General features: G+C 61.2%; 9 protein-coding genes and 1 pseudogene. 5 read left to right on the plus strand and 5 right to left on the minus strand.

The features are described 5' to 3' along the window. Positions 1-12 precede the first annotated feature (12 nt). The 3 genes from repB to repC all read left to right on the plus strand — a co-directional run bounded on the left by repB (position 13) and on the right by repC (position 3,192). Complete coding sequence (repB, locus tag QZY01_RS13170; RefSeq protein WP_294537763.1) at positions 13-1,011, plus strand: plasmid partitioning protein RepB; 999 nt, start codon at positions 13-15, stop codon at positions 1,009-1,011. Between the two features lie 346 nt (positions 1,012-1,357). Then, positions 1,358-1,735 carry a helix-turn-helix domain-containing protein gene (locus QZY01_RS13175; RefSeq protein ID WP_294537764.1) on the plus strand — a complete coding sequence of 126 codons (378 nt, stop codon included), beginning with the start codon at positions 1,358-1,360 and terminating at the stop codon, positions 1,733-1,735. Positions 1,736-1,959: 224 nt separating this feature from the next. After that, positions 1,960-3,192, plus strand: a complete 1,233-nt coding sequence (repC, locus tag QZY01_RS13180; RefSeq protein ID WP_294537765.1) for a plasmid replication protein RepC — start codon at positions 1,960-1,962, stop codon at positions 3,190-3,192. Between the two features lie 4 nt (positions 3,193-3,196). Here the strand turns inward: repC and QZY01_RS13185 are convergent. Then, positions 3,197-3,304: pseudogene (locus tag QZY01_RS13185) on the minus strand (integrase); the annotation flags it as partial. A gap of 97 nt (positions 3,305-3,401) precedes the next feature. On the opposite strand from QZY01_RS13185, the gene QZY01_RS13190 reads away from it, so the two are divergent. Next, positions 3,402-3,641, plus strand: a complete 240-nt coding sequence (locus QZY01_RS13190; RefSeq protein ID WP_294537766.1) for a type II toxin-antitoxin system VapB family antitoxin — start codon at positions 3,402-3,404, stop codon at positions 3,639-3,641. After that, complete coding sequence (locus tag QZY01_RS13195; protein WP_294537767.1) at positions 3,641-4,087, plus strand: type II toxin-antitoxin system VapC family toxin; 447 nt, start codon at positions 3,641-3,643, stop codon at positions 4,085-4,087. The genes QZY01_RS13190 and QZY01_RS13195 overlap by 1 nt, the downstream gene beginning before the upstream one ends. Here the strand turns inward: QZY01_RS13195 and QZY01_RS13200 are convergent. The 4 genes from QZY01_RS13200 to QZY01_RS13215 form a co-directional block, all read right to left on the minus strand. Further along, positions 4,082-5,167 carry a tyrosine-type recombinase/integrase gene (locus tag QZY01_RS13200; protein WP_294537768.1) on the minus strand — a complete coding sequence of 362 codons (1,086 nt, stop codon included), beginning with the start codon at positions 5,165-5,167 and terminating at the stop codon, positions 4,082-4,084. The two genes, QZY01_RS13195 and QZY01_RS13200, sit on opposite strands and share 6 nt — an antisense overlap. A 3-nt stretch (positions 5,168-5,170) precedes the next feature. Then, positions 5,171-5,557, minus strand: a complete 387-nt coding sequence (locus QZY01_RS13205) for a type II toxin-antitoxin system VapC family toxin (RefSeq protein ID WP_294537769.1) — start codon at positions 5,555-5,557, stop codon at positions 5,171-5,173. After that, on the minus strand, positions 5,557-5,811 hold the full coding sequence (locus tag QZY01_RS13210) for a type II toxin-antitoxin system VapB family antitoxin (RefSeq protein WP_294537770.1): 255 nt from the start codon (positions 5,809-5,811) through the stop codon (positions 5,557-5,559). The genes QZY01_RS13205 and QZY01_RS13210 overlap by 1 nt, the downstream gene beginning before the upstream one ends. Before the next feature lie 222 nt (positions 5,812-6,033). Further along, a partial coding sequence (locus QZY01_RS13215; protein WP_294537771.1) for a type II toxin-antitoxin system VapC family toxin occupies positions 6,034-6,436 on the minus strand: 403 nt, incomplete at its 5' end.

The raw sequence follows: 6,436 nt of genomic DNA on the forward strand, positions 1-6,436 counted from the left end.
CAGGAGCTTAGGATGGCTCGGAAAAATCTTCTCACGAGTGTTGCAGCTGATTCTGCGCCGTCCAAGGCAGATATTGAAGCACGTTCTGATTATGCCCGCCGCGGCGCGTCACGCTCAATGTTGATTTCGATCGATGAAATGGCGGAAAACACCAAAAAGATGATCGCGGGTGAAACAATCGTCAGCCTTGATGCCGATGTCATTGATGGTTCGTTCGTTTCCGACAGGATTGAGGGCAATGATGAAGACTATCTCCTTCTGCGCGATGCGATCAAAACGCATGGGCAATCGACACCAATTTTGGTTCGCCCTCACCCTCATCACGACGGGCGATATATGATCGTGTTTGGCCATCGCCGGGCGAGGGTAGCCAAGGAACTTGGCGTGCCGGTAAGGGCTGTGATCAAAAATCTTGAGGATATCGCCCACATCGTCGCGCAAGGGCAGGAGAATACGGCACGGGCGAACTTATCCTTCATTGAAAAGTCTCTGTTTGCAAAAAAGCTGCTCGACATGGGGCAGAGCAAGGACACCATAAAATCCGCGCTTACGATCGACGATTCCTTATTGTCTCGGATGCTTTCTGTGGCGGAAACAGTGCCGTCGGCGGTGATTGACGCCATTGGCAACGCCAGAACCGTCGGTCGGGATCGATGGGAGGAGCTGAAAAAACTGGTAGCGCATCCGGCGGCGGCCGAGCTCGCTAAGCGTGAAATAGCGTCGTTGCAGTTCCAATCGAAGGAAGCGTCTGACCGTTTCAATTATCTTCTCGCGCGATTGATTGCATCGCGGAAATCGCCGCGAAAGACAGTATCCCATAAAGATGAACTGGTTTCTTGGTCTCCTGACGACAAAATGGTCGCGGCGAGGATTCAGAACACAGGAAAGACTTATAGCCTCTCGCTCAAATCGAAGCATGCGAGCGAGTTTGGCCAATTCATTTCGTCGAATCTTGATTCGCTTTATCAAGCGTTCATGGCGGCGAAGGTTCGTAACGAAACAGGAGACTAAACCGCAAAAGAAAAAAGCCCCCGAACGTTGCCGCGCGGAAGCCTTTCTCTGACTTAAGCAATCTGAGAATCTCATCTCCGCGAATCACTGTCAAGCATTTTTGGCGCAGTTTCGGTGAGCAGACTTCTTTTGCCTGATGACAAGGTGAAAGAAAGTGGAAAACCCATATCCAACGACGCCCTTTGGGCGGCGGCCCCTGAAACTCGCCCACGTAGCAAGCCAGGCCGCGGCAAAAGCGCGCCCGCCAGACAAATTCGTGCATAAATGGCATGTGTTTCGGGCGATCTGTGCGGCTAAGGCTCGCATCTGTGTGTTCGAGCGAGGGCCCGCATGGCCGCAGCGTCAAATGGCTGCGCCCATCGTCTGCGGCTTCATCATCCGCCGTGATAATCCCAACGGCGAACGCTACGCACGCCAAAACAGGGCAGGGAAGGACGGGTCCGGTGTCGGTTTTGACAACGCGCCCCTCCCGGCCCGCGCTGAAGAATTTGACGCGTGGGCGACCGGGATGCCCACAGAAAAATGCTCCATGAAGCCCGCTCGTGAGGCTGGTCTCGGATCGATCCAAGCGCCGGGGAAGCGAAGCGTCTGCAGCTATTGGGCTTCGAGCCTATTGTCTTCACCATCCCATCGGCGGAGGTCGATAGCAATTTCGCGCCGGTTTGGACTTCGCGCCAATCCGCGCCCGAATGGGAGTTCATCCCCAATCAAAAAGGAGACTTAGAAAACGAAAGGCCGTGTCGAACACCTGGCGCCGGATCGGCGCTCTAACTGAACCACTCACCAAATTTTGGAGAAACGCGCAAAGAAAAAGCTCCCAAAACGTCACCGTCTCGGAAGCCTCTAGATTCATCTCGCAAACTGAACTTAGAGACCTCCCGAATCACTGTCAAGAGTTGACGTCGTTTTGACGAGCGGTTTTCTGTTGCCTGAATAAAGGCGAACACAATGGAACCGATCTACCCGACGACGCCCTTTGGGCGGCGAACCCTGTCGCTTGCCCAGGTCGCACACCAAATGGTCGCAAACCAGCGCCCGCAGGAAGCCGTGGCGCATAAATGGAAGGTCTATCACGACATTCGAACCGCCGCCTTCCGTCTTTGCCTCAGCGATCGAGCGCTTTCGATCCTCAGTGAACTCCTGGCCTTCCATCCCGAAGTGGCGCTGACCGGAGATAATCTGATCGTCTTTCCATCGAATGAACAGATCGCTCTCAGGGCGGGCCGCATGCCCATGTCGACGATGCGCCGCCACCTGGCGCTCCTCGTAAACGCCGGCATCATCCTCCGTAGGGACAGCCCCAACGGCAAGCGTTACGTCCGAAAGGGCAGGGAGGGGGCGACCGGCCAGGCCTTCGGCTTCGATCTCTCGCCGCTCGTCGCGCGAGCCGCCGAATTCAAGGAACTCGCGCGGGCGGTCCTTGCCGAGGAGCAAGAGCTTCGCGACGCGCGCTCCGACTTCTCGATCCTGCGGCGCGAGATCGTCAAGTCGATCGCCACCGGCAAGGAGGAAGGGATTCGTCCACCGGAGGCAGGGCAGGGGGCTTTGACCTGGCAGGATGTTCAGACGACGTTTGAGGCGATCGTCGCCAGAAAGCCTCCAAAGGCCACCCTCGGCGAGATTCAGCCGATCCTCGACGAGCTCGCAGCGCTGTGCGCCAGCCTCCGCAAAGCCATCGAAGATCATCTTGAACCAACTATTATGGGCGCCAATGGCGCCTATAATGAGCAGCACATACAGAATTCAAACCCAAAAGCCAGAATTGATCTTGAACCTGCCCCCCAAGAAGACAGGGCGGACGAGATCGTGGCCAATCCCGAGCCAAGGCGCCCTGCAGAAGTCGTATTTCCTCTCGGAATGGTGCTCCAGGCATGTCCCGACATCGCCGATTACGCAAGGGGAGGGGAGATTGCTCATTGGCGCGACCTTCTCTCCGCCGCGAGCCTCGCCCGCGCCGCCCTTGGCATCAGTCCGAGCGCCTGGGAAGCGGCGCAAGCCGTCATGGGTCAGAAACCCGCCGCGATCGTCATTGCCGCGATCTTGCAACGCGGCGCCACGATCACCAGCGCCGGAGGCTATTTGCGCCAGCTCACCCGCAAAGCCGAATTGAACGAATTTTCCGTCGGGCCAATGCTCATGGCCCTGATCGGCGCGAAAAACCGCGCGAAAAAAAGTGCCTAGACGCTCACAGTCCCGCAGCTTTCGTGAGATTGACGCGAAACCGGTCGCGCCGGCGCTGATAGCGCCGGGTCATTTCGGCGCTGGCGTGGCCGAGGTGCTTGTGCACGTAGCGCGATTTTGCTCCGTTCGCGTTCCGCTGGACGCTCTCCGATGGACCTTGTGTTCGCGTGTAGACAATGCCATATTTACGGCAACACGTGGGGTCGGGCATGCCGCTCAATATTCGCAACGAACAGGTCAATCAGCTAGCCGAAAAACTCGCCGCCCAAAAACGCGTCAGCAAGACCGAGGCGGTGAGAATCGCGCTGGAGAACGAATTGCGCCGGGATTCTGAGGCGCTTCCCTTGTGGGACCGGCTCAAACCGTTGCGCGAACGTATCGCCGCTTATCCCGACAGCGGCCTTCCCGCCGACAAGGCGTTTTTCGACGATCTGAGCGGTGAGGACTGATGTTCGTCGACGCCTCCGTCATCATTGCCATCCTGACGGACGAGCCGGGCGCCGAGGATCTTGCGACCCATATCGATACGGCGCGGACGAAACGGCCGGTCACGTCTGTTTTGGCGGCATGGGAAGCGACAGTTGGTCTGTACCGCAAGAAGCGCATTCCCATGGGCGAGGCGGAAACCCGGGTGCAGGAGTTTATTGAGGCGGCTGGCATCCAGGTGTTGTCGATCGGGCCGCGAGACTTGCCCGTCGCGCTTCAAGCGTTCGAACGTTATGGGCGACACCGGTACCCCGACAGCGAGCGAAACAGTGCGCTGAATCTCGCCGATTGCTTCCACTATGCGACGGCGAAGTCCTGTCGTGCGCCCATCCTGACCACGGACGCCGGCTTCGCGCTGACCGATGTCGCGACCCTCGGCGCCGGTCCGTCTGATCCGACGGCGTCATAGGCCCGCCGCCTTGGTCAGATTGACGCGGAACCGGTCGCGCCGGCGCTGATAGCGGCGCGTCATCTCGGCGCTGGCGTGGCCGAGTTGCTTTTGCACATAGCGCTCGTCGACTTCCGCCGAGGAGGCGAGGCCGGCCCGCAACGAATGTCCGGAGAATTTTTGCCGCCTCTCGCCTTCGCTCAAATCACCGCGCACTCCCGCCGCCAAGGCCGAGGCCTTGACCAGCCGGGCGACATGCTTGTCGGTCAGCCGGTCGGCGGCGACGCCTTTGATGGCGCTGGCGACGCGCCGAAAAAGGGGTCCATGGCTGATGCGGGCGAACTTGAGCCAGCTCTGCAGCGCGGCGATAGGGCAGGTGGCCTCGGTCGAACCGTGTCCGACCTCGACCTCGCGCCAACCGGTTTTGCCGCGCAAGGTGACGACCAGGCCCTTGTCGAGAATCTCGATCCAGCCGGAACCGTCCTCGGTTTGTTTGGCCCCGCAATCGAGTCCGACGATTTCCGAGCGCCGCAACCCTCCGGCGAAGCCAAGCAGGAGGATGGCGCGGTCGCGCAGGCCGCGCAGATCGCCAACCTCGAGGGTCGCCAGCATCGCCAGCAGGTCCTCGGGCAGCACCGCTTCCTTTTGCAACGGCGGCCGCGCCTGGGTGCGCTTGATCCCGGCGAGGACGTTCAGGACGTGCTTGTCCTTGCGGTCGAAGCTTTCGCCGAGTTGGCGGAAACCCCAGCTCAGCGCCGAAAGGCGTCGCTCGATGGTCGAAACCGAGTTCGGCGTGCGGTTGGCGCTCGCGGCGCCCGAGGCGCAGGCGGTGATGTAAAGGCCGACGATCTGCGGCTCGTTGGCGGGGAAATTGATCAGGCCCTGGCGGCGGCGCCAGGCGTTAAAATGGCGCCAGTCGGCTTCATAGGCGCGGTTGGTGTTGGCGGAGCTCGCGGCCTTGACGTAGTCGCGCGCCTTGTCGGCGAGGCCAGAAAGATGGGTCGGCAGGGGAGGCGAGGCGCCAAGCCCGGAATCCGAGCGCGCAGTCGGCGGCGCAGGGGCGGCGGGCGGCTGGAGCGAAGAATCGGATGACGAAGACATGGCTCAGGCCGCCTCGATGTCGGTCTTGGAAAAATCATTACCCTTGAATAGCAAGGGTTCCTGCGTCAGCGCCGCCAAGGCGTAAGAAAAGCAGTCGCCGAAATTGAGGCCGGCGGGATGGCGGCCCTTGCCGAAGCGCCGCCAGGCGCGCCGGGCCTGGTCCGCGTGAATCGCATCGACGGCGACGATCTCGACGCCGGCTCTAAGCAGCCACAGGTCAAGTTCGCCGCCGCCCGGTTCGCCAAGCCGGGTTTCGAGCACCATCGCCGCCTCCAGGACGGTCGCCGCTGAGATCAATCGAACGGCGGCGTCCGCGATGCGCCGTTCGAAAGCCTCGGCTTCGGATTCGTTCATCGCGATCGCGACAATGGCGGAGGTGTCGATCACCATCAGCGCGGCAGCCCGTCCGCGTCATAGCCGAGGATCTCATCGGCGCTGCGCGGATCGACAACAGCCATCGCGCCCCAGCGCCGGCGGCTCGCCGCGAGGTCTTCAAGAAGCGCCGCTTTGCGCGCGTCGCCGCCGATGCGGCGCAGCCGCTCTTCCAGGGCCCGGCGGGTGGCGATCGTCAGGCTCTCGCCGGTCCGCTGCGCCAAGGCGCGAGCGAGCCGTTCTGTTTCGGGGTCTTTGATGCTGAGCGCCATCAGATCTACCTAGGTTCCTAATATTCTATCTTCTACCTCAGAACGAACCGACCGGCAAGGGGTCGGGCTGGCGAGCGGCATTGGCCCTGGCGTCCGACCAAGAGACGCCTGGCGGCTTGGGCCGAGGACCGCGACGCCGTCGTTGTTACAGCCGAAGTTTCGACGGCGACCTCTTCGGGCGGTTTCTCGATCATGCGCCTAAAACCTCCGGGTTCGATGCATTCAGCCAATGTCCCACGGATTGATCACCGAAGCGCGGGTGTCGTCGAAATCGCCGACATTGCGGGTGACGATGATCAGGTCGTGGACAATCGCGGTGGCCGCGATCAGACCGTCGGCCTCGCCGCGCGGCCGCAGGGCGGCGATCCGGCCCCATTCGAGGGCGATCTGATCGGTGACGGCCAGAATACGGTCGGCGTGTTCTCGGCGGAGTTTTTGAAGCCACTCCGCCAGATGCGCGGCGGCGCGGGGATCGGCTTTTTGCTTCAGGGCGACGCCGCGCATGATTTCGCCGAGGGTGATGACGCTGAGATGGACGGCGAGGGGATCGACCGAGCGCAGCCAGCGGACCGCTTCGGGCGCGCCGCGCCGCGCTTCGGAGACGACGTTGGTGTCGACGAGATAC

This window comes from uncultured Rhodoblastus sp., assembly GCF_903903185.1.
Taxonomy (GTDB): Bacteria; Pseudomonadota; Alphaproteobacteria; order Rhizobiales; family Beijerinckiaceae; genus Rhodoblastus.

Coding starts and splice junctions, on each gene's coding strand:
- repB (WP_294537763.1), top strand. CDS start 13: ATGGCTCGGAAAAATCTTCTCACGAGTGTTGCAGCTGATTCTGCGCCG.
- QZY01_RS13175 (WP_294537764.1), top strand. CDS start 1,358: ATGGCTGCGCCCATCGTCTGCGGCTTCATCATCCGCCGTGATAATCCC.
- repC (WP_294537765.1), top strand. CDS start 1,960: ATGGAACCGATCTACCCGACGACGCCCTTTGGGCGGCGAACCCTGTCG.
- QZY01_RS13190 (WP_294537766.1), top strand. CDS start 3,402: ATGCCGCTCAATATTCGCAACGAACAGGTCAATCAGCTAGCCGAAAAA.
- QZY01_RS13195 (WP_294537767.1), top strand. CDS start 3,641: ATGTTCGTCGACGCCTCCGTCATCATTGCCATCCTGACGGACGAGCCG.
- QZY01_RS13200 (WP_294537768.1), bottom strand. CDS start 5,167: ATGTCTTCGTCATCCGATTCTTCGCTCCAGCCGCCCGCCGCCCCTGCG.
- QZY01_RS13205 (WP_294537769.1), bottom strand. CDS start 5,557: ATGGTGATCGACACCTCCGCCATTGTCGCGATCGCGATGAACGAATCC.
- QZY01_RS13210 (WP_294537770.1), bottom strand. CDS start 5,811: ATGGCGCTCAGCATCAAAGACCCCGAAACAGAACGGCTCGCTCGCGCC.